This is a genomic window from Micromonospora halophytica, assembly GCF_900090245.1.
Classification (GTDB): domain Bacteria; phylum Actinomycetota; class Actinomycetes; order Mycobacteriales; family Micromonosporaceae; genus Micromonospora; species Micromonospora halophytica.
Map to the genome: position 1 here is coordinate 1 of NZ_FMDN01000004.1, position 21,186 is coordinate 21,186.

Consider the following 21,186-nt stretch of genomic DNA (forward strand, 5'->3'; position numbering starts at 1 on the left):
GGCCCCGCACCCGACCCGATCGGGTCCTGGCTGACAAGGCGTACAGCTCGAAGGCCAACCGTGACCACGTGCGTCGGCGCGGTATCAAGGCCACCATCCCGATCAAGGCCGACCAGGCCGCCAACCGGCGCAAGAAGGGGTCGAAGGGCGGCCGACCACCCACGTTCGACCCCGTCGCCTACAAGCAGCGTCACGCCGTGGAATGCGGCATCAACCGGCTCAAACGCAACCGCGCCCTGGCGACCCGCTACGACAAACTCGCTGTCCGCTATGAAGCCACCGTGCACATCTCCATGATCAACGAGTGGCTACCCCGCTTATGAAACGCGGCCTAGTCGGGGGGTTCGACCGGGGTCGCGGTCTCGTCGGAGGTGCGGTGCTCCAGCACCGTGTCCGGGGCGGCGTTGCGGTCCTCCTCCCGGATGTCCGACTCGGTGAGGATCGCCTCGGCCTGGGACTGCGGGTCGTCGCTGCCGACCGCCGCCTCCTCGGGCAGCAGGTGGGCACGGGACTCGACCCGCTCCTGGTCGCTCTGCTCGTGGGTCATGCGGGTGTGTTACCCCGCCCGCCCCGCCGGCACTCCGCAAGATCCCGGCCGCCCACCGGTCAGCGGAACGGGCCGCGCACCTCGTAGGTGATCCCGCCGGACGACGAGCCGGAGGTGCCGCGCTGCGACGAGAAGTAGAACCGGCTGCCGTCCGGGGCGAACGCCGGGCCGCAGATCTCGGACGACGACTGGCCGTTGATCCGCAGGAACGGCGTCACGACCCCGTCCGGCGTGATCATGTTGATTTCCATGTTGCCGCCGTCCTCGGCGACGTACAGGTCACCCCGGGCCGAGCCGGTGATGTTGTCCACGCCGGTGAGCGGGGCGTTGCCGCCGGTCACCAGCGAATCGTCGTACGCCAGGTCGATGCGCTGGGTGACCGCGTCGTACGCCCACACCCGGTTGTCGCCCTTGGTGGTGAACCAGCAGGTGCCGTCGGCGTACCAGCAGCCCTCGCCGCCGTTGAACCTCTTCGCCCCGGAGACCTGCTGCCGGGTCAGGGTGGGGTAGCCGTCCGGGTCGGGGACCCGGGCCCAGGTCACCGGGCCGCTGGTCGCGGTGCCGGCGACCAGCACCTCCAGGGTGCCGCTGGACAGGTCGCCCCAGACGGTCGGCCGGAACCGGTAGAAGCAGCCGTTGCTCTCGTCCTCGGTCAGGTAGATCACCTTGCGGTCCGGGTCGGCCGCCGCCGCCTCGTGGTTGAAGCGTCCCATCGCCGGGCGACGCACGGCGGTCGTCCCGCCCTGCGGGTACGTCTCGTAGACGTAGCCCCGGCTCACCTCCTCGCAGGAGAGCCAGGTCCCCCACGGGGTGGCGCCGCCGGCACAGTTGCGGTTGGTGTTCGACAGGATCCGGTACGCCGAGGCGATCGTCCCGTCGGCGTGGAAGCGGACCGCCGAGGCCCCGCCGGTGCGGGAGATCTCCGAGTTGGAGACGTAGATCCAGCCGGTGCCGGCGGTGAAGCAGGCGCCCCCGTCGGGCGCGTCGTGCCAGGCGTACGAGGTGCCGGGCACGACCTGCCGGGAGCGGGCGATCACCCGGCTGGCGAAGCCGGCGGGAAGCTGGATCCCGTTGGCGTCGGCGGCGCCGAGCGGCCCGTACGGGCCGACCCCGGGCTGGGCCGGGGCGGCCGACGCCGCGCCGGACCAGAGGCTGCCGGCGAACGCGGCGGCACCACCGGCGACGGTGGCGCGCAGGACGGTACGACGGTCCATCGAGACCTCCCGGAATGCTGTAGGTGTCGAGGAGGTTACCGCCAGTGGCATCGATATGGGTGAACTTAAGGCGAGACTTGGCGGGCGACCCGGTGAGCCTTACCCGACCGGTCGGGTACGCTGTCGGCGTGACGCGCTCGTATCGATGGTTTAGGCAGCCGGCTCCGACGCCGGTGACCTCACCATGAGCTGACGTCACCTGAGTTCGAGCCGGCCGGGCAGGAGCTGAAGTTCCTGCCCTTTTGCGTACGAGCAGCCGGCTCGACCCGGGTACCGGCCCCGGGGCACGGTCGGCGGAAGGATGCCCACCGTGACGACCCCGGAGACCGAGACCGGCGCGGTCATCGACCAGCGGATCGACCGTGTCGTGCCGTTGACCACCCCCGCCCTGCTCCTGCACGAGCTGCCCCTGGGCGCCCCGCTCACCTCGGCCGTGCTGGCCGGCCGACGCGCGGTGGGCCGGGTGCTGGACCATGCCGACGACCGCCTGCTGGTGGTGGTCGGCCCCTGCTCGGTGCACGACCCGGCTGCCGCCCTGGACTACGCCCGCCGGCTGCGGGTGGCCGCCGACCGGCACGCCGAGGACCTGCTGGTGGTGATGCGGGTCTACTTCGAGAAGCCGCGCTCGACGGTGGGCTGGAAGGGCCTGATCAACGACCCGGCGCTGGACGGCTCCGGCGACGTCAACCGGGGGCTGCGCACCGCCCGGGCGCTTCTGCTCGACGTGCTGCGCCTCGGCCTGCCGGTCGGCTGCGAGTTCCTCGACCCGATCACCCCGCAGTACATCGCCGACACGGTGGCCTGGGGCGCGATCGGCGCCCGGACGGTGGAGAGCCAGGTGCACCGCCAGCTCGCCTCCGGCCTGTCGATGCCGATCGGCATGAAGAACCGCCCGGACGGGAGCATCTCGACGGCGGTGGACGCGATCCGGGCGGCCGGCGTGCCGCACGTCTTCCCGGGCATCGACGTCTCCGGCACCCCGGCGATCATGCACACCCGCGGCAACGCCGACGGTCACCTGGTGCTGCGCGGCGGCGGTGGTCGACCCAACTACGACGCCGAGTCGGTGTCCGGCGCGCTGGACCTGCTGCGCAAGGCCGGTCTGCCGGAGCGGGTGGTGGTGGACGCCAGCCACGCCAACAGCGGCAAGGACCACCGCAACCAGCCGAAGGTGGCCGCGGACGTGGCGGCGCAGCTCGCCGCCGGCCAGCGCGGCATCGTCGGCATCATGCTGGAGAGCTTCCTGCTCGACGGCCGCCAGGACCTGGACCCGACCCGCGAACTGACCTACGGCCGCTCGGTCACCGACGCCTGCATCGGCTGGGACACCACCGCCGAGGTCCTCGACCACCTGGCCTCCGCCGTGCGCACCCGCCGCGCCGCCCTCCCCACCCCCGCCTGACTTCCCCACCCTGTCGATCATGAGGTTGGTGGCAGCGACGGAGATCGACACCGCCGCCAACTTCATGATCGACGCGGGGAACAGCAGGGTGGGCGGGTGGGGTGGGTTTGGGGGGTTTGGGGGCGGGTAGGTGTGCCGGCGTGACCGACGACGTTCCCGTGACCGACGCGCCCACCACCGACGCGGCCGTCGACGAGCCCGACATCCGACGCCTCGACGACCTGTTGGAGGACCTCTACCACGGCCAGGAGCGGATCAGCCAGGTGGACATCTACCGCCGGGCCGTCGCGGCGGAACTGCCCGCGCAACTGCTCACCCGGATCGCCGCGCTGCCGCAGGGTGAGTACGCGGTGGACGAGGTGGCGGACCTGCTCGGCGGATCGGTCAGCTGATCCCCCGGCAGTCCCCGGCGAGAGGAGACCACATGTCCGACCACGAGGAGCGCCACGAGAAGAGGCCGGCGCTCGGCCAGCCGCCGGAGGGGACGGACACCCTTCCCGAGCCGGACTTCGCCAACGAGCACGACCGCACGGCGGTCGACCGCGACATCATCACCGGCGAGGACGAGCCGGAGCCGGAGACGTCGCGCGGCTGGGCCGGCGAGAACGGCGGCAGCATGCCGACCTGACGAGGAGCCACCGCGAGGGGGCCGGCAGCGCTGCCGGCCCCCTCGCTCGTCCCGTACGGGTCACTTCTGGTCGTGGTGCCCACCCTCGGCGGCCTGATGGGCGACCGCGTACCCCATCTGGAGGAAGTCGGACGCGGCCACCGCGGTCAGCGCGGTGGCGACCAGACGGGTGAGCCGGGGCGCCAGCACCAGGCCGGCGGTCATGCCGGTGGCGACCCAGACCGCGAGGCAGAACGGGCAGCTCAGCAGCTCGCCGATGGCGTGCCTGGTCGGGCTGCCGGAGTCGCGGACCTGCTCCATCACCTCGCCGCTGCCGATCGGGTGGTCGTAGCGGGTGAACGGCGCTCGTAGCGGGCTGGTCACCGCGTCCTTGGCGAGCAGCCGGCTCAGCTTGTGCGTGGCGATGCCGAGCAGCACCACGTCGGTGGGGGCGGGCCGCTCCGGCACCGGTCGACCGGTCACCTTCACCAGACCGGCCAGGGACGCGGCGACGGTCGCGTAGGTGCCCATCGCCTTGAGGTAGCCGTCCAGCGGTCGGTACTCGTTCGGCGCGTACGCGCGGCGCAGCCGCGCCACCCTCTGCTTCAAGCCAGTCCCGGTCAAGCCTGCCTCCTCGTGCTGGTCAGGGTCCGCTCATCCGGCGGTCAGGTTGTCGGCCACCTCGCGGGCGAGGTTGGCCAGGGTCTCGTCGGCCAGGCCGTCGGCCCCGTCCCCGGTCAGGTCGAGCCGGACCCGGGAACCGCCGGCGTCGGCGGGCTCCACCTGGATCTCGGCGGACCAGCCGGGCGCGGAGTCGCTGCTCCACCGGGCCCGGAGCTGCTCGGCGCTGGTCTGCGGGCGTTCCCCGCCGTCGGCCCGCAGCGGCTCCGGCAACCAGGCGGACACCCGGTCGGGGTCGGTCGCCGTGCTGAAGACCACCTCGGGTGGGGCGGACATGCCCCGCTCGGCGTGCGTGTCCATCAGGCGTCCCGCAACCGGCTCGGGTCGATCTCGCGGCCCGGGTTGCGGGCCAGGTACTCGGTCTCCAACTCGGCGGTGCGGCGCAGGTGGTTGGCGAGCGCGGAGTCCGAGGCGTGCCGCAGGGTGTCCAGCCGGGTGCGGTGCAGGCTCTGCAGCTCCCGGATCAGGTCCTCGTCGCCCAGCTCCGCCGGGTCCACCCCGAGCAGCTCGCCGTCGAGGTCACCGGCCGCGCCGGAGGCGACGTGGTCGCCTTCCCACTCGGTCATCCGCTGTTCCGGGCTGGCTCCGGTCTGGCGTACTGATTCGGTCATGTCGCCCCCCCTGGGCTCGTTTGGGCTGGCGACTAGACGGATGCCCACACCGGTTGTCACCAAACCCACCTACGACACCGCGTCGGAGACGGCGGGTCGTCCCGGTACGCTCGACGCCATGAAGCGGCTCTGGACACCGGCGTGGATCGTCCGCCACGTGGCCATGGTCGTGCTGGTCGTCGGGTTCCTGGCGCTGGGCTGGTGGCAGATCAGCCGCGCCGCCTCGGGAAACACGCTCAGCTGGGCGTACGCGGTCCAGTGGCCGATCTTCGCCGGCTTCGTGGTCTTCGTCTGGTGGCGTGAGCTCCGGCACACGCTGCGCGGCCGGTCCACCCTCGCGTCGGGGGCGGCCGCCGCGCCGGGCGAGCCGGTCACGCCCGGTGACGCCGCGTCGCCCAGGTCCACCCCGGCGGTACGCCGCCCGGTGCGGGTGACCCGGGTGCCGGCGACGGGTGGCGGGCCGGAGGACGCCGACCTGGCCGAGTACAACCGCTACCTGACATGGTTGAACGCCAACCCGGGCGCGAAGCCCGGTGACTATCCCGGCTGAGGCCGGTGCGGAAGGACGGACGACGGTGGGCGGAGCCCTTACCCGGTACCGCGTGATCGCCTGGATCGTGGGCGTGGCGCTGGTCGTGCTGGTGCTGATCGGCATGCCGTTGAAGTACGCGGCCGACGAGCCGATCGTGGTGGAGGTCGTCGGCACCGCGCACGGTTGGCTCTACATGCTCTACCTGGCCGCCACCTTCGACCTGGGCCGCCGGGTGAACTGGCCGCTGAAGCGGATGCTGCTGGTGATGCTCGCGGGCACGGTCCCGTTCGTGTCGTTCGTGGCCGAGCGCAAGGTCACCCGGGAGCTCGCGGCCCGGCTCGGCGAGCAGATCCCGGAGCCGGTCGCCGCCGGCTGAGCCCCGCTCAGCGCTCCGGCCGCCAGTGGCCCGTCGTGGGGGCCTGCTCGGCGTCGGCGTAGCGGTGTCCCGCGCGGGCCCTCCTCAGCGCCGCGACGACCTGGTCGAACTGCCCCTCGTCGTCGCTGCTGAACAGCAGCACCTCAACGCCCTGGCAGTGCCCCCACAGCTCGTACGCGGGCGGCCGCCAGCGGTCCCCGGCGAGCACCAGCAGCACCGGCAGCATCCAGACCAGCCCCAGGGTCAGGTACGCCCCGGCGGTGAGGCGCTGCAACCCGCCGGTGAAGCCGAGCAGGACGCCCACGGTGGTGATCAACGTGGTGGTGACCGCGACGGCGCGGACGGCGAGGCGGTCGTGCGGGCCCCGGCAGGTGCGCAGGTGGGTGAGGTCGGCGACCGCGAAGGTGTTCCGGCCGACGGTGAACCGCTCCGTGGTCACCACGATGCCGGGGCGGGCGTAGAGGAGTGTGGTCCGCCGCGACGAGCGGGGCGGGCGGGTGGCGGATCGGTGTGCCTGCACGGCGTCCTCCCACGGGCCGGCGGCGCCGGTGCTCCCACGCCACGCGCCTGCGTACGGCGGGATTCCCGGCCTCGAGGCTCCATTCTGTTGCCGCCCGGCAAGTGGCGCTCGGCGAAATCCACCCTGCCGGTCCGGTCCACGACCACAGCAGCGCCGGGATCTGCCGGCCATTTCGGTTTTGTCGGGTGGTTGGCACCGCGTCGAGGCACGTCATCCGCCCGGAAGGACGAATCACCGGCAACCCGCCTAAAGGTGTGAAAGCTCAGAAAACGCCAGGCCCGGTGGTCACAACGGCGTCACCTGATGTCACGCCCCACACTGCCTTTCCTGCCTCTTTGCCAACTTTCGCACCTGCTTCACCTGCGGGTGGCAACCGTCCCGGGTTAGGTTGAGCGGGCCGGCCCGGTCGGCCGCCATCCGTCCGGATGGCCCCAGGTCGGTGTCGCCGTCAGGCGTGGCACCCTGCGGTGACCGGTGGAGAGGAGCATTCCGCTCTTGTCGTCCTTACGGATGCTGGTGCGAACGCTCACGGTCGCCGGCTTCACGGCCGCGCTGATCGCCCCGTCGGCGGTGGCTCGGGCCGAGCCGTCCGTCGCCGAGCTGACCGCACGGATCGAGAGGTCCTCGACCGAGCTGGAACGGGTCGTCGAGTCGTACAACAGGCTCAACGAGGAGATCAAGGCCAACAAGGCGGCCGTGTCCCGGCTGCACGCCCGGATCGGCCCGCTGGAGGCGCAGACCGCGCAGAGCCGCTCCGAGGTCGGCGAGATGGCCGCGACCGCGTACAAGACCGGGGGCCTGCGTACCGCCCAGGCCCTGCTCGAGCCGGGCGGCTCCGGATCGCTGATGGACCGGCTGACCACGCTCGACCATCTCACCCGGCAGCGCCAGGAGCGGATCGCCGGCTTCACCGACAGCCAGCGCCGGCTGCTCGACCAGAAGGCCCGGCTGGACGCGACGCTGGCCCGGGAGGCCGCGCAGGCGAAGGCCATGGCGGGCACGAAGCGCACGATCGAGCGGGACCTGGCCAAGCTCTACGAGCTGCGCCGGCAGGCGTACGGCCGGGCCACCGAGGCGCCTGCGCCACGACCGGCCACCTCGGGCCGGGACGACGCGCCGGCCGTCTCCGGCAAGGCCGGCATCGCGGTGCGCTACGCGTACGGGGCGGTCGGCAAGCCGTACGTCTGGGGCGGCGACGGCCCCGACGGGTACGACTGCTCGGGCCTGACCTCCGCCGCCTGGCGGGCGGCGGGCAAGTCCCTGCCGCACAACACCCGGATGCAGTGGGGTGTGGTGGCGCACATCAGCCGCAGCGAACTTCGACCAGGTGACCTGGTCTTCTACAGCGGCCTCGGGCACATGGGCATGTACGTCGGCGGCGGGCAGATCATCGACGCGCCCAGCGCGGGTCGCAACGTGCTCAAGCGGGACATGGACATCATGCCCATCCAGGGCTACGGCCGCGTCCGGTAGCACCGACGAAAAACAGCGAACGGCCGGCGTCCCCCTATCGGACGCCGGCCGTTCGCCGTCAATTGTTACCAGGTCAGGCGGCCTGCAGCCCTTCCGCCCGGGCCAGCTCACGGAGCCGGCCGAGGGCCTGGATCTCCAGCTGGCGGATCCGCTCCCGGGAGAGCGAGAAGCGCGACGCGACCTCGGTCAGCGAATGCTCCCGCCCGTCCTCCAGGCCGTACCGGGCCCGCATGATGCCGGCGGACCGGTCGTCGAGGTGGTTGAGCAGGCCCTCGATGCGCTGCCGCTCCAGCCCGGTGAGGACGATCTCCTCCGGCGACGGGGCGTCACTGTCGGCGACCAGGTCACCGAGGTTGGTGTCGCCGTCGTCGCCCACCGGGGTGTCCAGCGACACGGTGTCCTGCGACCAGCGGACCAACTCCCTGACCCGCTCGACGGTGACGCCGAGGGCCGCCGCGATCTGCTCCGGCTCCGGGTCGCTGCCCAGCTCACGGGTGAGCTGCCGGGCCACGTTGCGCATCCGGTTGACGTCCTCGACCAGGTGCACGGGCAGGCGCACCGTACGCTCCTGCTGGGCGATCGCCCGGCTGATCGCCTGACGGATCCACCAGGTGGCGTAGGTGGAGAACTTGTAGCCGCGCTCGTAGTCGAACTTCTCGACCGCCCGGACCAGGCCGGTGTTGCCCTCCTGGATCAGGTCCAGCATGGGCATCCCGGACCGCACGTAGCGGCGGGCGATGGAGACGACCAGCCGCAGGTTGGCCCGGATGAAGAGGTCCTTGGCCCGCTCACCGTCGACGACGAGACGCTCCAGGTCCTCCCGGTCGACGCCGGCGGGAACGCGGTCCTCGCCGAGCAGGTGCTCGGCGTAGAGGCCGGCCTCGATGGCCTTGGAGAGATCGACCTCCCTGGCGGCGTCCAGCAGCGGCGTCCGGGAGATCTCGTGAAGGTAGACACCGACCAGGTCGCGCTCCTCGGCAACCTCGTCGGTACGCATGCCGATGTTCTTGTCCACGTTGCCCACGGTCCCCTCGCTCGCGCCGGTTGCCCGGTTCCTTGCCATCCCCACGTCCATCAGCCCTCCCCCGCAACCTCCGCCGTGCCCGTCGGTGCTGACACCTACACAACAGATGAGACGTGTCGGGGATTCCATGTCGTGAGTCGAAAGTGTCACGAATGCCTGAGTATCAGCTGAAAGCTCGGTCCACGTTTGCTGTCAGCGCCCGTTCGGGCTCACTGGCCCGCATCTCGAAAAGGTCGGCGGATCAGGAAAGATGGCCCTCCGCCAGCACACATCGCACCATTGCGACGCCTGATGACGCAGCGACCACCGTCACCGCCTGGCTGCGATCCTGGTCACTGCCAGATACGCGCCGGTGGACCGGTCGGTTCATCCACGAAAGATGGATTACCCCACGCCCTGGACAACAATCCGTCCGCTGGTGGACGTCCCGTCCACGGCGTGTTCCGCGTCACCCGCGGGTGCCGGGCCGGCTCAGGAGGCGAGCAGGGCGAGCGCGCCGCGTACCTGGTGCGCGCACCGGGCCAGCGCGGCCCGCGCGGCGGGCACCTCCGCACCGGAGACGAGCGAGACCAGGGCGGTCTTCAGGTCGCCGTCGGCCTCGTGCAGCGCCCGGCGGGAGATCTCCTCGGAGCAGCCGGTGGCCTCCATCAGGATCGAGATCATCCGACCCCGGAGCTTGGCGTTGGTGGCCACCATGTCGATCATCAAGTTGGAGTAGACCCGACCGAGGCGCACCATCACGGCCGTGGAGAAGGTGTTCAACACCAGCTTCTGCGCGGTGCCCGCCTTCATCCGGGTCGAACCGGTGACCACCTCCGGGCCGGTGTCCACCCCGATGAACACGTCGACCGCAGCGGCGGCGGACGCCTCCGGGTTGGCGCAGAGCAGCACGGTCGAGGCACCCTGCGCCCGGGCGGCGGCGAGCGCCCCGAGCACGTACGGGGTGCGTCCGCTGGCCGCCAGGCCGACCACCAGGTCACCGGCGCGTACGCACTCGGCCGCCTCGGCGGCCCCACCGTGGTCGTCGTCCTCGGCGTCCTCGACGGCGCGCCACATGGCGTCCGGGCCGCCGGCCAGGTGGGCACAGAACCAGCCCCGCGGGGAGTTGAACGTCGGGGCCAGCTCGGCGGCGTCGAGCACCCCGAGCCGGCCGGACGTGCCGGCGCCGAAGTAGTGCACCCGGTGCCCGCCGCGCAGTGCGGCCACCGCGAGATCGACCGTCGCGGCGATCTCGTCGAGCACCGCCGCGACCGCGTCCGGCACCCGACGGTCGGCCTCGTTGATGACGGTGAGCACGTCCCGGGTCGACATCAGGTCGAGGTCGACGCTGTGCGGGTTGCGCCGCTCGGTGGGGGCGCCCACCCGGACCACCGGCCGGGCCACCGCGACCTCGTCGGGCTCCACCCGACCGGCCGTCATGCCCGCCTCCGCCCGGAACCGACCCGATGCGACTGGACCGCTTCGGCGGTCGCCTCCAGGGCCTTGCGGGCCCGCGCCCGGTTGCGGGCGGCCACCCCGACGAAGAGGACGTCGACCACGGTCAGCTGGGCGAGGCGGCTGGCCATCGCACCCGAGCGGTAGGTCGTCTCGCGAGCCGCGGTGGTGAGTACGAAGTCGGCCACCTCGGTGATCGGCGAGCGGGGGGAATTGGTCAACGCCACCGTGGAGGCGCCCCGGGCCCGGGCCTGTTCGAGCACCTCGATGACGTCGGAGGTGGTGCCGGTGTGCGAGATGCCGACCGCGACGTCGCCCTTGCCGAGCAGGGCGGCGGAGGTCAGCGCGGTGTGCACGTCCGGGAAGTAGAAGGCGGTGCGGCCGATGCGGTGCAGCTTCTGCTGGAAGTCGGAGGCGACGAAGCCGCTGGCCCCGGCGCCGTAGACCTCGATGCGGCCGGCCGCGACGATGGCGTCCACCACCCGCTCGCAGACCGCCGGGTCGAGCTGCTCGGCGGTCTCCTCCACGGCCCGCGCGTCGTTGAACGCGATGGTGGCGATGATCTGCGCCAGGTCGGCCCCGGGCGGGATGTCGCCGCCGACCACCCGGGCGTCCGGCGGCTCGACCCGGCGGGCGGCCTCCGCGGCGAGCCGGATCCGCAACTGTGGGTAGCCGTCCATGCCCACCGACCGGCAGAACCGGATGACGGTGGCCTCGGAGGTCTCGGCTGCGGTGGCGAGATCGGTGATGGTCCGCCGTGCGGCGTCGGCCGGGTCGGACACGACCAGCCGGGCCACCCGCTGCTCGGCTGGGGACAGCGAGGGAAGCAGGCCACTGATGTGGACGATCAGGCCACCGGGCTCGTGACTCGCAGAAATCTTCGGACTCTTCGCCACGGATGAAACTTACTTTCACGAGCCGCGACCGTCAACCATCACCGCACGTATCCGACAGAAGTATCCCCCTCCGGGGCCGGGACCCGGCACCGACCGTCGTCGCAGCATGACGCGCCTCAGCCGCGGCGCTCTGATCGACCGGGTTACGGTGTGCCCCATGGCGGATCGCAGTGTGCTGGTCACCGGAGGAACGGGCGGGCTCGGCGGGGCGGTGACCGCCGCCTTCACCCAGGCGGGCTGGCGGGTGGTCGTACCGCAGCGGGAGAGCGGGCCGCCGGCGGCACCGGCGGGAAACGGCGTGGTCCGGCCGACCGCGGACCTGCTCGACCCGGTGGCGGTGGCCCGGGCGGTCGAGGTCGCCGCCGGCGACCCGGCCGCGCCGCTGCGCGCGGTGGTCAACCTGGTCGGCGGGTACGCCAGCGGCGGCCGGGTGCACGAGACCCCGGTCGAGGAGTTCGAGCGGATGCTGGCGATCAACCTGCGCCCCACCTACCTGGTCACCCAGGCGGCCCTGCCGCACCTGATGACGGCCGGCGGCGGCGCGATCGTCTGCGTCTCGGCCCGGGCCGCGCTCGCTCCCTTCCCCGGCGCTGCCGGGTACGCGACCGCCAAGGCGGCGGTGCTCGCCTTCGCCAACGCGGTCGCGGTCGAGTACAAGGGATCCGGGGTGCGCTGCAACACGGTGCTGCCGAGCGTGATCGACACCCCCGCCAACCGGGCCGCCCAGCCGGGCGCCGACCACCGCCGCTGGGTCAGCCCGGCCGAGATCGCCCCGGTGATCCGCTTCCTCGCCTCCGACGAGTCCGCCCCGACCAGCGGCGCGGCCGTCCCGGTCTACGGCCGGGCCTGAGCCACCACCGGCTCCCGGGGCGGCTCGACGGCCGGCGACGCCGGCCGCTCCGGCGGTGTCGGGGCGGGCGGCACGGCGGTGCCGGACGGCAGCCACTCGCAGAGGTGGGCCAGGATCCGCCGGGACACCTCGTCCGGCGCCCCCGAGGCGTCCACCACCACGAAGCCGGCGTACTCGGGCAGCGTCCGGTACGCCGTGTCGGCGGCGGCCAGCCACTCCATCGTCTCGTGGTCCGTGCCCCGGCGCTCGATCCGCCGGTACGCCTCCGCCGGGTCGACGGTCAGCAGGAAGGTGACCTGCGGGCGCGGGAAGATCCGGTAGCCGGCCCGGGCCAGTCGCTCCCAGCGCTGCCCGCCGTGCGCCCGGATGCTGGCGTACTGGCAGGCGGCGTAGCGGTCCATCACCGCCACCCGCCCGGTCACCAGACAACTCAGCAGCGCGGCCGCGATGGCCAGCCACCGCAGCACGGACTCCACGGCGAGCACGCCGTTGCGCCCGACCAGGCGCTGCGCGTCGGGGCGGCCCAGCCGGTTGGCGAGCCGGCCCAGCCAGCGCCGGCCGCCGGCGTTGCGGTGGTAGGTGGCCGGTCGACCGGCCTCGGTGAGGGCGTCGGCGAGCCGGTGCGCCTGGGTGGTCTTGCCCGAGCCGTCGATGCCGATCAGGGCGACCCGGCGTAGTCGGGCCCCGCCGCCGGTCGCCCGCAGTGATCTGGCCACCCTCCACAGACTATCCGACCCACGCTCACCTCCCGGCACATTGTCCCGGTTTGTCACAGACCACCCGCCCCATCGGCTCGCGGGATGTGTGGGCGGGCGGCCTGCCGGGTACGCGATGTCATTTCCGACCGCCTGTCCACCTTCACACGACCGACGGGAGCACCAGATGGCCGAGCGCGGGGACGAGAGCCTGTTGCACACCCTCAAGCGGGTCGCCGCCGTGCTCAAGCAGAACGAGATCCCCTTCGCGCTGGGCGGCAGCTTCGCCGTGTACGCGCACGGCGGACACTCCAGCGAGCACGACGTCGACTTCCTGATCCGGGAGGAGGACGTCGAACGGTCCCTGGAGGCGCTCACCGCCGAGGGCTTCACCGCCGAACGTCCGCCGGAGGACTGGCTCGTCAAGGTCTACGACGAGGGGCGGATGGTCGACCTGATCCACCGGCCGATCGAGACCCCGGTGACCGGGGAGACCTTCACCGACACGGTGGTCCGCCCGGTCGACGCCATCCACATGCCGGTGCTGTCGGCCACTCAGCTGATGGTGCACAAGCTGCTCAGCTTCTCCCAGCACTACTGCGACTTCGCCCGCGGCCTGCCGCTGGCCCGGTCGCTGCGGGAACAGATCGACTGGGAACGGGTACGGAAGGAGACCCAGCACTCGCCGTACGCCGAGGCGTTCCTGGTGCTGCTGGACCGGCTGGACGTGGTCCCGTACGCCGGCACCCCGGTGCCGTACGCCCGTACGCCCGAAGGGAAGGAGACATCGTGACCGAGCATGGCGCCGGCCCGCCGGACGAGTACGTCGAGGCGGAGATCCACCGGATGCTGGCCGAGGACCCGGACGTCGCCGAGCAGGGGATCACCGTGGTGCGCCGCGAGCGCGGACTGGTCCTCTACGGGGAGGTGGAGAGCCCGCACCGGCGGGAGGAGATCCTGCGCCGGGTGTCCGAGCGATTCCCGGACGTCCCGGTCACCAGCGACATCGGGGTGATCCGGACACAGGCGCCGACCCAGGTGGAGGAGTTGCCGTGAGGAGGGCCCGAGGATGATCCGGATCGCCGCCGTCGGCGACGTGCACCTGGACGAGGACGTGGTCGGCCGGTTCCGTCCCGCCCTGGAGGAACTGCCCGACAGCGCCGACGTGCTGCTGCTGGCCGGGGACCTCACCCGGCACGGCACGGAGGCCGAGGCGCGCTGCGTGGCGCAGGAGTTCGGTGGGCTCGGTCTGCCGGTGATCACCGTGCTCGGCAACCACGACCATCAGTGCGACCAGGTGCCGCAGGTGGTGAAGGTGCTCTCCGATGCCGGCATCACGGTGCTGGAGGGGACCGGGATCGTGCTGGAGTGCGCGGGGGGCCGGCTCGGGGTGGCCGGGGCGAAGGGGTTCGGCGGTGGTTTCGCCGGCCGCTGCGCCAGCGACTTCGGCGAGCCGGAGATGAAGGCGTTCGTCCGGACCACCAACGAGAGCGCCGACGCGCTCGGCCGGGCGCTGCGCGACCTGGACTGCGACCTGCTGGTCGCGCTCACCCACTACTCCCCCGTGCCCGACACGCTCGCCGGTGAGCCGCTGGAGATCTACCCGTTCCTCGGGTCGTACCAACTGGGCCAGGCGATCGACTCGGCACCGACCGCGCTGGCCCTGCACGGGCACGCGCACCACGGCACCGAGCGGGGCACCACCCCGGGCGGGGTACGCGTGCGCAACGTCGCCCACCCGGTCATCAAGCAGGCGTACAGCATCTTCCACCTGGGAGATCATCTGGTCGGGTGAGCAGGTTTCCGGGCTGGTGCCGACGGGTATTCAGCAGCCATGGAGCTGATTCTCTGGATTCTCGCAGTGGTACTCGTGGTCGCCGGCATCCTCGCGCTGTTCCGCCGGCAGATCCTGTGGGGCGTAGTCCTCATCGTGGTCGGCCTGTTGGTCGGCCCGGGTGGCGTCAGCATCTTCAGTTGACGCCGGTTCACACCACCGGACCCGCCGGGGTCGCCGGTTCCGCAGCTCCGTCCTCCCAGACCTGGAGATCCGGAACCGACGGCCCCGGCGCTGTGCTGTCCGGGGTGGTTTGTCGGGCCGCCCTGGCGGAAACATCTCGACCATGGAGATAACCCGGAGCACCTCGCGCACTCACGGCGCGCGCACCTGGTGGGCGCTGCTCGGCTTCGGCGCGGCCGTGACGGTCGCCGCCGCGATCGGCGGGCTGGGGGTGCAGGGCACCACCGACGAGTACGCCACCCTCCGGCAGCCGGACTGGGCGCCGCCCTCGTGGCTCTTCGGCCCGGTCTGGACCGTCCTGTACGCGCTGATCGCGATCGCCGGCTGGCTGGCCTGGCGGAAGGTCGGCTTCGGCCCGGCACTCTGGGCCTGGACCGCGCAGCTCGGGCTGAACGCGATCTGGACCCCGCTCTTCTTCGGCGCGGGGCAGTACGGCCTGGCGTTCGCCGAGATCGTGCTGATGTGGCTGGCCATCGCCGTGACGGTGGCGCTCTTCCGGCGGATCTCCCGCCCGGCCGCGGCGCTGATGCTGCCCTACTGGGCCTGGGTGACCTTCGCCGCCGCCCTGAACTTCTCCATCTGGCAGCTCAACACCTGACGGCGTCGGCGGTGTGGGCCGGGCCGGCCCACACCGCCGACGTGTGTCAGCAGCGCGGCACGTTCGGGATGAAGCCGTCGTACCCGGTGTAGACGTAGGCGTCGGCGATGTACCTGCCACTGCCGATCCGGTCCCAGATGTTGCTGGTGCCGTACGTCCCGGTGACGCTGGTGCCGGTGGTCTGGCAGTAGATGGTCACCCGGGCGCCGTCGGCCACCGAGCCGACCGCGGCGTAGCCGGTGCCCGGGCCGGAGCGGACGGTGAGGTTCGCGCCGGAGGTGTTGACGGTTCCGGAGCCGGTCGTCGAGCCGGAGCAGCCGTTGTTACTGGTGTACGTCTTCGAACCCCAGTAGAGCGCGAGCACGCCGTTGAACCGGATCTGGATGTCGTTGCCGTTGTACCGCTGCTCGTAGTGCAGGTGCGGTCCGGTGGAGCCGCCGGTGCTGCCCACCCAGCCGATCACCTTGCCGTAGCCGACGCTCTGGCCGACCGAGACGTTGAAGCCCCTGAGGTGGGCGTAGTAGGTGGTGTAACCACCGCCGTGGTTGATCCGGACGTACTTGCCGTAGCTGGTGCCGCCGAGGTCGGTCACCCGGTCGACGGTGCCGGGGGCGCTGGCCACCACCGGGTCACCAAGATCGTCGGTGCGGTTGAAGTCGATCGCGTACGCCGGGCTGTGGTTGGTCCGGGTCTGGCCGGTCCAGGACTGGTTGCAGGGGAAGGGGACCTTGAAGGTCGGGGCCGCCATCGCCGGGCTCGCCGGGACCACCAGGGCGCCCACCGAGAGCAGCGCTGCCGCCGCCAGGCTCCACCACCGTCTGCGCATCGCACACCACCTCATTGCGTAGAGATTCTTCGATACCTGAGATGAGGGTGACAGAAATCGCCATCGATGGGAAGGGATCCTCACCCCGCACCGCCCCCTAGCCTGCGCCGACCCGGTTGATGGGAGCGGGCCCATGGGCGGTGACGAGGTTTCGGCATTGTTACCGGGCCGTGTCCGAACAGGGGTGGACCAATCGAGATGCAAGCGCTTGCATGTGTGGACGACCATCGGACCGGCGCGGGTTCGATCCCTCCACGCGCCGGCAAGGAAGGAGAACGGCATGGCGTTTGCCAGATCACGCCAGGCTCTCGCGATCGCCGGCGTGCTGGGGCTGGCGCTCGGCGCCACCGCCTGCGGCACCGGCAACGACAAGAAGAGCAGCAACGCGGGCTCCGCGGAGTGCGCCGCATACGAGAAGTACGGCGACAACGACGGCAAGAAGGTCAGCATCTACTCGTCCATCCGGGACATCGAGGCCGACCGCCTCGCGCAGTCCTGGAAGCAGTTCGAGGACTGCACCGGCATCGAGATCGACCACGAGGGCTCCGGCGAGTTCGAGGCCCAGCTCGGTGTCCGCGTCGACGGCGGCAACGCCCCCGACCTGGCCTTCATCCCGCAGCCGGGCCTGCTGAAGCGGTTCGTCGACTCCGGCAAGCTCAAGCCGGCCGGCGCCCAGACGAAGGCCGAGGCCGAGGCGAACTACTCCCCCGACTGGCTGAAGTACAGCACCGTCAACGGCCAGTTCTACGGCGCGCCGCTGGGCTCGAACGTCAAGTCCTTCGTGTGGTACTCGCCGAAGACCTTCAAGGAGAAGGGCTGGAGCGTCCCGACCACCTGGGACGAGCTCGTCAAGCTCAGCGACACCATCGCGGCCAGCGGCACCAAGCCGTGGTGCGCCGGCATCGAGTCCGGTGAGGCCACCGGCTGGCCGGCCACCGACTGGATCGAGGACGTCATGCTGCGCACGGCGGGCCCCGAGGTCTACGACCAGTGGACCACCCACGGCATCCCGTTCAACGACCCGAAGGTCGCCGAGGCCGTCGACAAGGCCGGCACCATCCTCAAGAACGACAAGTACGTCAACGGCGGCTTCGGCGGCGTGAAGAGCGTCGCCACCACCTCCTTCCAGGAGGCCGGCGTGCCGATCACCACCGGCAAGTGCGCCCTGCACCGGCAGGCGTCCTTCTACGCCAACCAGTGGCCGCAGGGCACCAAGGTGGCCGAGGACGGCGACGTCTTCGCGTTCTACTTCCCGGCCATCGACCCGGCCAAGGGCAAGCCGGTGCTGGGCGGCGGCGAGTTCGTCGCGGCCTTCGCCGACCGCCCCGAGGTCCAGGCGGTGCAGACCTACCTGGCCTCCGGCGAGTACGCCAACAGCCGCGCCAAGATCGGCGACTGGGTGTCGGCGAACAAGAAGCTCGACATCGCCAACGTGCCGAACCCGGTCGACAAGCTCTCCGTCGGCATCCTCCAGGACCCGAAGACGGTCTTCCGCTTCGACGGCTCGGACCTGATGCCGGCCGCGGTCGGCGCGGGCACCTTCTGGAAGGGCATGACCGAGTGGGTCAACGGCAAGGACACCAAGACGGTGCTCGACGGCATCGAGGGCAGCTGGAAGTGATCTGAGCCGGTGGCCCGGCCCCTGTGGGGCCGGGCCACCGGTCCACGACCGAACCCTTGAAGGAGGGTCGATGGAGTTCGACTGGCTGGAGGAACAGCCCAAGTTCCTCATGCTCGGCTACGGGCTGCTCGCCTTCGTCGTGGTGGTGGGCGGTCTGCTCCTGCTCCTCGACGTGGTGCCGTCCTGGTTCGCCCGCCGCCGCGAGGCGCAACTGGTCACCGCCGCGGCGAGCGGCGCACCGCTGCCCCGCCGACCGAAGCAGCGAGAAGGGCTGTTCGCCCTGTTCTTCCTGCTGCCGACGCTGTTGCTGCTCACCATCGGGCTGGTGGCGCCGGCGATCCGCACCACGCTGCTCTCCTTCATGGACTCCGGCAGCGACGAGTGGGTGGGACTGCGCAACTACGGGTGGATGTTCTCCGAGGACTCGATCGTCCGGGTCCTGATCAACACCCTGACCTGGGTGCTGCTGGTCCCGCTGGTGGCCACCTCGTTCGGCCTGCTCTACGCCGTGATGGTGGACAAGGCCCGGTTCGAGGCGATCGCCAAGTCGCTGATCTTCCTGCCGATGGCGATCTCGTTCGTCGGCGCCAGCATCATCTGGAAGTTCGTCTACGCGTTCCGGGGCGACGGGCAGGAGCAGATCGGCCTGCTCAACCAGATCGTGGTCAGCCTCGGCGGTGAGCCGAAGCAGTGGCTGCTCGACTCACCGCTGAACACGTTCCTGCTCATCGTGATCATGGTGTGGATCCAGGCCGGTTTCGCGATGGTGGTGCTCTCCGCCGCCATCAAGGCCATTCCCGCCGACATCGTGGAAGCCGCCCGCCTGGACGGGGTCAGCCCCTGGCAGATGTTCTGGCAGATCACCATGCCGAGCATCCGGCCGGCGCTGATCGTCGTGGTGGTGACGCTGTCGATCGCCACCCTCAAGGTCTTCGACATCGTCCGCACGGCGACCAACGGCAACTACGACACCAGCGTGATCGCCAACGAGATGTACAACCAGGCGTTCCGCTACGGCGAGAACGGGCAGGGCTCCGCCCTGGCGGTCTTCCTGTTCATCCTGGTCATTCCGATCGTGATCTACCAGATCCGCAACCTGCGTCAGCAGCGGGAGGGCTGAGATGACCACCGCCACGCCCACCGTCGGAGCCGGCACCCAGGCCGTCGGGAAGACCACCACCGCGGGCCGGGTCCGCAAGCGGCTGAACACCCGTGCCGCCACCTTGATCTCGATCGTCATCGCGCTGCTCTGGACGATCCCGACCTTCGGTCTCTTCGTCTCGTCCTTCCGGCCGGAGAACCAGATCAAGAGCACCGGCTGGTGGACGTTCTTCAGCGACCCCCAGTTCACCCTGGAGAACTACCAGGAGGTGCTCTTCGGCAGCTCCTCCTCGTCGGGCCAGCTCGCCAGCTACTTCATCAACTCGCTGGCGATCACCATCCCGTCGGTGCTCTTCCCGCTCGCCTTCGCCTCGCTGGCCGCGTACGCGCTGGCCTGGATCAACTTCAGGGGGCGGGACTGGCTCTACATCGCGATCTTCGCGATGCAGATCGTGCCGTTGCAGATGGCCCTGGTGCCGCTGCTGAAGTTCTTCTCCACCGGGGTCACGGTCGGCGGCATCACCCTGATGCCGGCCTGGGACCTGGTGGACGAGCAGAAGTTCGCCCAGGTGTGGTTCGCACACACCTGCTTCGCGCTGCCCTTCGCGGTGTTCCTGCTGCACAACTTCATCTCGCAGCTGCCCAAGGACCTGATGGAGGCGGCCCGGGTCGACGGGGCCACCCACCCCAAGATCTTCCGCACCATCGTCCTGCCGCTGATCACCCCGGCCCTGGCGGCCTTCGGCATCTTCCAGTTCCTCTGGGTCTGGAACGACCTGCTGGTCGCGCTGATCTTCGCCGGGGGCGGCGACGAGACCGCCCCGCTCACCGTCCGGCTGGCCGAGATGGCCGGCACCCGGGGCAACGAGTGGCAGCGCCTCACCGCCGGTGCGTTCGTCTCGATCGTCGTACCGCTGATCGTGTTCCTGTCCCTGCAGCGTTACTTCGTGCGGGGTCTGCTCGCCGGCAGCGTCAAGGGCTGACGCCGGTCCGTCGCCGCCCGCGTGCCGGGCGGCGACGGCGCCGTCGTGGAGCGGGGGAACATCGTGACCAGGATTGATGACGTCGCCCGGCTCGCCGGGGTCTCGACCGCCACCGTCTCCCGCGCGCTGCGCGGGCTGCCGACGGTCTCGGCCGCGACCCGGCGCCGGGTGCTCGCCGCCGCCGAGCAACTGGAGTACGCGGTCTCGCCGAGCGCCTCCCGGCTGGCCGGCGGCCGGACCGGGACGGTGGCCGTGGTGGTCCCCCGGATCACCCGGTGGTTCTTCGGCACCGTCGTCGAGACGGTCGAGGACCACCTCCACCAGGCCGGGTACGACCTGCTGCTGTACAACCTCGGCGGGCGCGAGCAGATCCGGCAGCGGGTGCTGCGTACCGCCAACCTGCACAAGCGGGTGGACGCGATCATGCTGGTCGCCACCCCGCTGCGGCCGGCCGACCTGACCGCACTGGCCCGGCTGGAGCTGCCCGGGATCACCATCAGCTCCGGCAGCCACGTGCCGGGCTGGCCCTGCGTACGCATCGACGACGTGGCCGCCGCCCGAACGGCCACCCGGCACCTGCTCGACCTCGGCCACCGCCGGATCGCGCACATCTCCGGCGACCCGGACGACGAACTGGCCTTCACCACCCACCTGGACCGCCGCCGCGGCTATCAGGAGGCGCTGCGCGCCGCCGGCATCGACCCCGACCCGAGCCTGGACGTCGAGTCGCAGTTCACCATCGACGGGGGCACCCGGGCCACCGCCGAGCTGCTCGCCCGGGGTGAGCCGCCAACGGCGATCTTCGCGGCCTGCGACGAGATGGCGATGGGGGCGATCAGCGCGCTGCGCGACGCCGGGCTGCGGGTGCCGCAGGATGTCAGCGTGATCGGCGTCGACGACCACGACCTCGCCAGGGTGCTGGGGCTGAGCACCATCGCCCAGCCCGCTGCCGAGCAGGGGCGGCTCGCCGTCCGGCTGCTGCTCGACCCGCTGCGCACCCGGACCGCCGACCCGTACGCCGGTCAGGTGCCGGAGCAGCGCGGTCCCGACCACCCGGACGATCCGCCGGGGCAACAGCCGGTGATCCTGCCCACTCGACTGGTGGTGCGTGATTCGACCGCGCCACCGCGGGCACACTGAACGGATTCGACGCACCCTCGGCTCGACACAGGGAGAAG

27 protein-coding genes and 1 pseudogene are annotated in these 21,186 nt (G+C 71.3%); 17 read left to right on the forward strand and 11 right to left on the reverse strand.

Translation table 11 applies throughout. The features are described 5' to 3' along the window. A partial coding sequence (locus tag GA0070560_RS07495; RefSeq protein WP_139131454.1) for a transposase occupies positions 1-323 on the forward strand: 323 nt, incomplete at its 5' end. A gap of 8 nt (positions 324-331) precedes the next feature. Here GA0070560_RS07495 and GA0070560_RS07500 read toward each other — a convergent pair. Both GA0070560_RS07500 and GA0070560_RS07505 read right to left on the reverse strand, forming a co-directional pair. Further along, positions 332-547, reverse strand: coding sequence for a hypothetical protein (locus tag GA0070560_RS07500; protein ID WP_091293070.1), 216 nt, complete (start codon positions 545-547; stop codon positions 332-334). 59 nt (positions 548-606) lie between these two features. Continuing rightward, positions 607-1,761, reverse strand: a complete 1,155-nt coding sequence (locus tag GA0070560_RS07505; RefSeq protein WP_091293072.1) for an alkaline phosphatase PhoX — start codon at positions 1,759-1,761, stop codon at positions 607-609. A 301-nt stretch (positions 1,762-2,062) separates the two neighbouring features. Here GA0070560_RS07505 and GA0070560_RS07510 point away from each other — a divergent pair, with 301 nt between their 5' ends. The 3 genes from GA0070560_RS07510 to GA0070560_RS07520 all read left to right on the forward strand — a co-directional run bounded on the left by GA0070560_RS07510 (position 2,063) and on the right by GA0070560_RS07520 (position 3,791). Next, on the forward strand, positions 2,063-3,163 hold the full coding sequence (locus tag GA0070560_RS07510; protein ID WP_091293074.1) for a 3-deoxy-7-phosphoheptulonate synthase: 1,101 nt from the start codon (positions 2,063-2,065) through the stop codon (positions 3,161-3,163). A gap of 140 nt (positions 3,164-3,303) precedes the next feature. Beyond that, positions 3,304-3,555 carry a hypothetical protein gene (locus GA0070560_RS07515; RefSeq protein ID WP_091293077.1) on the forward strand — a complete coding sequence of 84 codons (252 nt, stop codon included), beginning with the start codon at positions 3,304-3,306 and terminating at the stop codon, positions 3,553-3,555. A gap of 32 nt (positions 3,556-3,587) precedes the next feature. Beyond that, on the forward strand, positions 3,588-3,791 hold the full coding sequence (locus tag GA0070560_RS07520) for a hypothetical protein (RefSeq protein ID WP_091293079.1): 204 nt from the start codon (positions 3,588-3,590) through the stop codon (positions 3,789-3,791). A 60-nt stretch (positions 3,792-3,851) separates the two neighbouring features. Here the strand turns inward: GA0070560_RS07520 and GA0070560_RS07525 are convergent, their stop codons facing one another. Genes GA0070560_RS07525 through GA0070560_RS07535 form a run of 3 tightly spaced genes read right to left on the reverse strand, consistent with a single transcriptional unit; the run spans position 3,852 to position 5,062 of the window. After that, positions 3,852-4,394: a DUF1360 domain-containing protein gene (locus tag GA0070560_RS07525; protein ID WP_091293081.1), complete on the reverse strand. Its 543-nt coding sequence runs from the start codon at positions 4,392-4,394 to the stop codon at positions 3,852-3,854. A gap of 30 nt (positions 4,395-4,424) precedes the next feature. Continuing rightward, a complete protein-coding gene (locus GA0070560_RS07530) occupies positions 4,425-4,751 on the reverse strand; it encodes an SRPBCC family protein (RefSeq protein ID WP_091293083.1) in 327 nt (108 codons plus the stop codon). Further along, a complete protein-coding gene (locus tag GA0070560_RS07535; RefSeq protein WP_091293085.1) occupies positions 4,751-5,062 on the reverse strand; it encodes a DUF6158 family protein in 312 nt (103 codons plus the stop codon). The genes GA0070560_RS07530 and GA0070560_RS07535 overlap by 1 nt, the downstream gene beginning before the upstream one ends. Positions 5,063-5,180: 118 nt before the next feature. Here GA0070560_RS07535 and GA0070560_RS07540 point away from each other — a divergent pair, with 118 nt between their 5' ends. Together GA0070560_RS07540 and GA0070560_RS07545 are read left to right on the forward strand one after the other, a co-directional pair. Next, entirely contained in the window at positions 5,181-5,612 is a 432-nt protein-coding gene (locus GA0070560_RS07540) for a hypothetical protein (protein ID WP_211565786.1), read from the forward strand. A 25-nt stretch (positions 5,613-5,637) separates the two neighbouring features. Next, positions 5,638-5,970 carry a DUF3817 domain-containing protein gene (locus GA0070560_RS07545; protein ID WP_091293088.1) on the forward strand — a complete coding sequence of 111 codons (333 nt, stop codon included), beginning with the start codon at positions 5,638-5,640 and terminating at the stop codon, positions 5,968-5,970. A gap of 7 nt (positions 5,971-5,977) precedes the next feature. Here the strand turns inward: GA0070560_RS07545 and GA0070560_RS07550 are convergent, their stop codons facing one another. Next, positions 5,978-6,490, reverse strand: coding sequence for a DUF6232 family protein (locus tag GA0070560_RS07550; protein ID WP_091293093.1), 513 nt, complete (start codon positions 6,488-6,490; stop codon positions 5,978-5,980). Positions 6,491-6,985: 495 nt separating this feature from the next. On the opposite strand from GA0070560_RS07550, the gene GA0070560_RS07555 reads away from it, so the two are divergent. Continuing rightward, the gene (locus GA0070560_RS07555; protein ID WP_091293095.1) at positions 6,986-7,963 is read left to right on the forward strand and encodes a C40 family peptidase; all 978 of its coding nucleotides are present in this window, start codon (positions 6,986-6,988) and stop codon (positions 7,961-7,963) included. Between the two features lie 73 nt (positions 7,964-8,036). On the opposite strand, the gene GA0070560_RS07560 is transcribed toward GA0070560_RS07555, so the two are convergent. The 3 genes from GA0070560_RS07560 to GA0070560_RS07570 form a co-directional block, all read right to left on the reverse strand. Further along, positions 8,037-9,026, reverse strand: coding sequence for a sigma-70 family RNA polymerase sigma factor (locus tag GA0070560_RS07560; protein ID WP_170839322.1), 990 nt, complete (start codon positions 9,024-9,026; stop codon positions 8,037-8,039). Positions 9,027-9,458: 432 nt separating this feature from the next. Beyond that, entirely contained in the window at positions 9,459-10,406 is a 948-nt protein-coding gene (gene murQ, locus GA0070560_RS07565; protein WP_091293099.1) for an N-acetylmuramic acid 6-phosphate etherase, read from the reverse strand. Further along, complete coding sequence (locus tag GA0070560_RS07570) at positions 10,403-11,317, reverse strand: MurR/RpiR family transcriptional regulator (RefSeq protein ID WP_091293101.1); 915 nt, start codon at positions 11,315-11,317, stop codon at positions 10,403-10,405. The genes murQ and GA0070560_RS07570 overlap by 4 nt, the downstream gene beginning before the upstream one ends. A 157-nt stretch (positions 11,318-11,474) precedes the next feature. On the opposite strand from GA0070560_RS07570, the gene GA0070560_RS07575 reads away from it, so the two are divergent. After that, positions 11,475-12,167, forward strand: a complete 693-nt coding sequence (locus tag GA0070560_RS07575; protein WP_091293103.1) for an SDR family NAD(P)-dependent oxidoreductase — start codon at positions 11,475-11,477, stop codon at positions 12,165-12,167. On the opposite strand, the gene GA0070560_RS07580 is transcribed toward GA0070560_RS07575, so the two are convergent. Continuing rightward, positions 12,152-12,883 carry a dTMP kinase gene (locus GA0070560_RS07580; protein ID WP_091293105.1) on the reverse strand — a complete coding sequence of 244 codons (732 nt, stop codon included), beginning with the start codon at positions 12,881-12,883 and terminating at the stop codon, positions 12,152-12,154. The two genes, GA0070560_RS07575 and GA0070560_RS07580, sit on opposite strands and share 16 nt — an antisense overlap. 115 nt (positions 12,884-12,998) lie before the next feature. On the opposite strand from GA0070560_RS07580, the gene GA0070560_RS07585 reads away from it, so the two are divergent. The 5 genes and pseudogenes from GA0070560_RS07585 to GA0070560_RS07600 all read left to right on the forward strand — a co-directional run bounded on the left by GA0070560_RS07585 (position 12,999) and on the right by GA0070560_RS07600 (position 15,477). Further along, positions 12,999-13,655, forward strand: a complete 657-nt coding sequence (locus GA0070560_RS07585) for a nucleotidyltransferase (protein ID WP_281183817.1) — start codon at positions 12,999-13,001, stop codon at positions 13,653-13,655. A gap of 53 nt (positions 13,656-13,708) precedes the next feature. Next, positions 13,709-13,918, forward strand: a complete 210-nt coding sequence (locus GA0070560_RS07590; protein WP_245675435.1) for a hypothetical protein — start codon at positions 13,709-13,711, stop codon at positions 13,916-13,918. Positions 13,919-13,931: 13 nt separating this feature from the next. Continuing rightward, positions 13,932-14,706 (forward strand): annotated as a pseudogene (locus GA0070560_RS07595) (metallophosphoesterase family protein). Next, the gene (locus GA0070560_RS28625) at positions 14,697-14,840 is read left to right on the forward strand and encodes a GPGG-motif small membrane protein (protein ID WP_167179460.1); all 144 of its coding nucleotides are present in this window, start codon (positions 14,697-14,699) and stop codon (positions 14,838-14,840) included. Before GA0070560_RS07595 ends, GA0070560_RS28625 begins: the two are co-directional and overlap by 10 nt. A gap of 142 nt (positions 14,841-14,982) precedes the next feature. After that, positions 14,983-15,477, forward strand: a complete 495-nt coding sequence (locus tag GA0070560_RS07600) for a TspO/MBR family protein (RefSeq protein WP_091293116.1) — start codon at positions 14,983-14,985, stop codon at positions 15,475-15,477. 46 nt (positions 15,478-15,523) lie between these two features. Here the strand turns inward: GA0070560_RS07600 and GA0070560_RS07605 are convergent, their stop codons facing one another. Continuing rightward, the gene (locus GA0070560_RS07605; protein ID WP_091293118.1) at positions 15,524-16,303 is read right to left on the reverse strand and encodes a M23 family metallopeptidase; all 780 of its coding nucleotides are present in this window, start codon (positions 16,301-16,303) and stop codon (positions 15,524-15,526) included. Positions 16,304-16,583: 280 nt separating this feature from the next. On the opposite strand from GA0070560_RS07605, the gene GA0070560_RS07610 reads away from it, so the two are divergent. The 4 genes from GA0070560_RS07610 (at position 16,584) to GA0070560_RS07625 (ending at position 21,148) form a co-directional block, all read left to right on the forward strand. After that, complete coding sequence (locus GA0070560_RS07610) at positions 16,584-17,924, forward strand: ABC transporter substrate-binding protein (RefSeq protein ID WP_091293121.1); 1,341 nt, start codon at positions 16,584-16,586, stop codon at positions 17,922-17,924. A 70-nt stretch (positions 17,925-17,994) separates the two neighbouring features. Next, on the forward strand, positions 17,995-19,044 hold the full coding sequence (locus GA0070560_RS07615) for a carbohydrate ABC transporter permease (protein WP_091293123.1): 1,050 nt from the start codon (positions 17,995-17,997) through the stop codon (positions 19,042-19,044). A 1-nt stretch (position 19,045) separates the two neighbouring features. Further along, positions 19,046-20,008 carry a carbohydrate ABC transporter permease gene (locus GA0070560_RS07620; protein WP_091293126.1) on the forward strand — a complete coding sequence of 321 codons (963 nt, stop codon included), beginning with the start codon at positions 19,046-19,048 and terminating at the stop codon, positions 20,006-20,008. Between the two features lie 63 nt (positions 20,009-20,071). Continuing rightward, a complete protein-coding gene (locus tag GA0070560_RS07625; protein WP_091293676.1) occupies positions 20,072-21,148 on the forward strand; it encodes a LacI family DNA-binding transcriptional regulator in 1,077 nt (358 codons plus the stop codon). Positions 21,149-21,186: the final 38 nt, after the last annotated feature.

Coding starts and splice junctions, on each gene's coding strand:
- GA0070560_RS07500 (WP_091293070.1), bottom strand. CDS start 547: ATGACCCACGAGCAGAGCGACCAGGAGCGGGTCGAGTCCCGTGCCCAC.
- GA0070560_RS07505 (WP_091293072.1), bottom strand. CDS start 1,761: ATGGACCGTCGTACCGTCCTGCGCGCCACCGTCGCCGGTGGTGCCGCC.
- GA0070560_RS07510 (WP_091293074.1), top strand. CDS start 2,063: ATGCCCACCGTGACGACCCCGGAGACCGAGACCGGCGCGGTCATCGAC.
- GA0070560_RS07520 (WP_091293079.1), top strand. CDS start 3,588: ATGTCCGACCACGAGGAGCGCCACGAGAAGAGGCCGGCGCTCGGCCAG.
- GA0070560_RS07530 (WP_091293083.1), bottom strand. CDS start 4,751: ATGGACACGCACGCCGAGCGGGGCATGTCCGCCCCACCCGAGGTGGTC.
- GA0070560_RS07535 (WP_091293085.1), bottom strand. CDS start 5,062: ATGACCGAATCAGTACGCCAGACCGGAGCCAGCCCGGAACAGCGGATG.
- GA0070560_RS07540 (WP_211565786.1), top strand. CDS start 5,181: ATGAAGCGGCTCTGGACACCGGCGTGGATCGTCCGCCACGTGGCCATG.
- GA0070560_RS07560 (WP_170839322.1), bottom strand. CDS start 9,026: ATGGCAAGGAACCGGGCAACCGGCGCGAGCGAGGGGACCGTGGGCAAC.
- murQ (WP_091293099.1), bottom strand. CDS start 10,406: ATGACGGCCGGTCGGGTGGAGCCCGACGAGGTCGCGGTGGCCCGGCCG.
- GA0070560_RS07575 (WP_091293103.1), top strand. CDS start 11,475: ATGGCGGATCGCAGTGTGCTGGTCACCGGAGGAACGGGCGGGCTCGGC.
- GA0070560_RS07585 (WP_281183817.1), top strand. CDS start 12,999: ATGTCATTTCCGACCGCCTGTCCACCTTCACACGACCGACGGGAGCAC.
- GA0070560_RS07590 (WP_245675435.1), top strand. CDS start 13,709: ATGCTGGCCGAGGACCCGGACGTCGCCGAGCAGGGGATCACCGTGGTG.
- GA0070560_RS28625 (WP_167179460.1), top strand. CDS start 14,697: ATGGAGCTGATTCTCTGGATTCTCGCAGTGGTACTCGTGGTCGCCGGC.
- GA0070560_RS07600 (WP_091293116.1), top strand. CDS start 14,983: ATGGAGATAACCCGGAGCACCTCGCGCACTCACGGCGCGCGCACCTGG.
- GA0070560_RS07605 (WP_091293118.1), bottom strand. CDS start 16,303: ATGCGCAGACGGTGGTGGAGCCTGGCGGCGGCAGCGCTGCTCTCGGTG.
- GA0070560_RS07610 (WP_091293121.1), top strand. CDS start 16,584: ATGGCGTTTGCCAGATCACGCCAGGCTCTCGCGATCGCCGGCGTGCTG.
- GA0070560_RS07615 (WP_091293123.1), top strand. CDS start 17,995: ATGGAGTTCGACTGGCTGGAGGAACAGCCCAAGTTCCTCATGCTCGGC.
- GA0070560_RS07620 (WP_091293126.1), top strand. CDS start 19,046: ATGACCACCGCCACGCCCACCGTCGGAGCCGGCACCCAGGCCGTCGGG.